The organism is Photorhabdus sp. RM96S, from assembly GCF_042879335.1.
In the GTDB taxonomy this organism is placed as follows: domain Bacteria; phylum Pseudomonadota; class Gammaproteobacteria; order Enterobacterales; family Enterobacteriaceae; genus Photorhabdus; species Photorhabdus kayaii.
In genome coordinates, this window is record NZ_JBHFKT010000105.1 from 1 (window position 1) to 2,006 (window position 2,006).

Annotated in this window: 2 protein-coding genes and 2 pseudogenes; 1 reads left to right on the plus strand and 3 read right to left on the minus strand. The window is 45.9% G+C overall.

Features of this window, described 5'->3' with window-relative positions:
- Window positions 1-63: pseudogene (locus ACGF49_RS24400) on the minus strand (IS200/IS605 family transposase); the annotation flags it as partial.
- A 218-nt stretch (window positions 64-281) separates the two neighbouring features.
- On the opposite strand from ACGF49_RS24400, the pseudogene tnpA reads away from it, so the two are divergent.
- A pseudogene (gene tnpA, locus ACGF49_RS24405) lies at window positions 282-576 on the plus strand (IS200/IS605 family transposase); the annotation flags it as partial.
- Between the two features lie 233 nt (window positions 577-809).
- On the opposite strand, the gene ACGF49_RS24410 reads toward tnpA, so the two are convergent.
- Both ACGF49_RS24410 and ACGF49_RS24415 read right to left on the minus strand, forming a co-directional pair.
- Entirely contained in the window at window positions 810-1,484 is a 675-nt protein-coding gene (locus tag ACGF49_RS24410; RefSeq protein ID WP_387493260.1) for an IS110 family transposase, read from the minus strand.
- Between the two features lie 6 nt (window positions 1,485-1,490).
- Window positions 1,491-1,832: a hypothetical protein gene (locus ACGF49_RS24415; RefSeq protein ID WP_387493257.1), complete on the minus strand. Its 342-nt coding sequence runs from the start codon at window positions 1,830-1,832 to the stop codon at window positions 1,491-1,493.
- Window positions 1,833-2,006 lie beyond the last annotated feature (174 nt).

The following is a 2,006-nucleotide window of genomic DNA, read 5'->3' on the forward strand; positions in this document are numbered from 1 at the left end:
AAAAACGATATGGTATTTGCACAGCCACTTTGTATGTGCTGAGCTTTGTGCTTTAATCCCCATAAACACCTTTCCTTATTTCAGTTACGTATATTAGCTTGAACATCTATATCGTAACGGAAAGGTGTTTTTCTTGGTATAACCTCGGGTCTCCACCCGCATAGCGGGTGGTTTTATGTTTAAGCAGCTGACGCTACTTAAACTGGCTAAAGCCATAATAATCTGACCGACTTTAGTCGGTCAACTTTAGCTGCGATATGGTGTTGCACGAGAGGTACAATATGGATTACAGATGTGGCAGCCATACGGTATTTCAGATTGAATATCATTTTGTGTGGGTAACCAAATACAGGTACAAAGTGCTAACAGGCGAAGTCGCTCTCCGAGTGCGAGAATGAGTCCGTCAGACCTGTGAAGCATTTGAAATCAGGATATTAGAAAGAGTCGTGAGCAAGGATCATGTTCACATACTGGTGAGTAGTCCCCCGACATTAGCGCCCTCAGAAATCGAGGAGATTGAAGGGAAGGACAGCGAGTAAATTGTTTGAAGAGTTTTCGCATCTGAAGAAGCGCTACTAAATAAGATATATGGACACCGACTCAATTCAAGTGGGTGAGTAAATTTTTCTGACAACGTAGTCGCAAACATATATTCGGCTTCAATGAGCCCTGATGAAAATCCGCACTCTCTGCCCTCATTATTTCAACAGTCTCGATAGACTGAGTTATTTACCAGGTTCACAGAGAGTCGGTTCTACCTGTCAGTACATCAATTTATGGACTTCTACATCATTTACATCATGGGTCACTCATCGTGGTTCATAACTCGATTGTTGGCTGACCAGAGCCCAGGCTATTCGGGCATTTTTATTTGCCAGGGCAACTGCCGCTTTATTGGACCCGCTGCGGGCTATCACGCCTTTTAACCCGCGTTGTAATCCATTACATTGTTCGTCAGGGATTTTTTGCACCCGATGAACAACTGAACGGGCACCATGAATCAGTATTCCTCGTAAATAGCCATCCCCGCGTTTCGTGATACCCAATAACCTGACTTTGCCACCACTACTGTGTTCTCTTGGAACTAGCCCCAGATAACTGGCAAAATGGCGGCCATTTTTGAAATCCGTACTCTCTCCCAGCGCTATCATTAAAGCGGATGCCCCCAGTGGACCAATACCCGGTAGCGTCAGTAGCCGGCGAATATCTTCCTCTTGTGCATTCAAATGGTTGAGGCGTTTATCCAGTATTTTCAGACGCTGCTGCTGTTCTTTGAGTTCAAGCAAGAGTTCCTGAAATAATTCACGGCTCAGCGGGGTCAGGTCATTTTCCGCGTTTTCCAGATGCTCAGGCAAACATTGCTCAACCTTGTGAGCGCTTTCGGGTATGGCAATGCCATATTCTAAGCCTAATCCCCGTATTTGATTAATCAGCGCCGTTCTGTTTTTCATTAGCCGCTGACGAACACGATGCAAACACTGAATATCCTGTTATTTCTGTGTTTTTTCCGGCACATAACGCATCCCTGGACGACTGTCTGCTTCCACAATAGCCACGGCATCATTTTTATCATTCTTGCTGCCCATTCTGAATGGGGCGACATATTGGGGGCTGATTTGCTTCACCTCATGACCAAAGCGTTTAAATTGTCGGCTCCAGTAATTTGCGCTGCCACAAGCCTCCATCACTATTTTGGAAGGGGGTTGTTGAGCAATGAATGTCATCAGTTTATCGCGCGTTACCACGGTATTTTTAATCATTTTTCCGAGCGGAGACGCAATATGTAATTGAAACACTCGCTTTGCCAGATCAATGCCGATAACTTGTTCCATTGGACGCCTCTTCATATTTTTGCTGATGTATTCAGCATGGCTCACTGAAGCCGTTTTAGGGAGGGGTGAGTAGACCTATCCGGTCACCCAGATAGGCCCCTCCTCAGAACCGGACGTGCGGAACTACCGCATCCGGCTCCCGACAGATCCGTGTCCCACCACATATTCAGCGAG

Coding starts and splice junctions, on each gene's coding strand:
- ACGF49_RS24415 (WP_387493257.1), bottom strand. CDS start 1,832: ATGGAACAAGTTATCGGCATTGATCTGGCAAAGCGAGTGTTTCAATTA.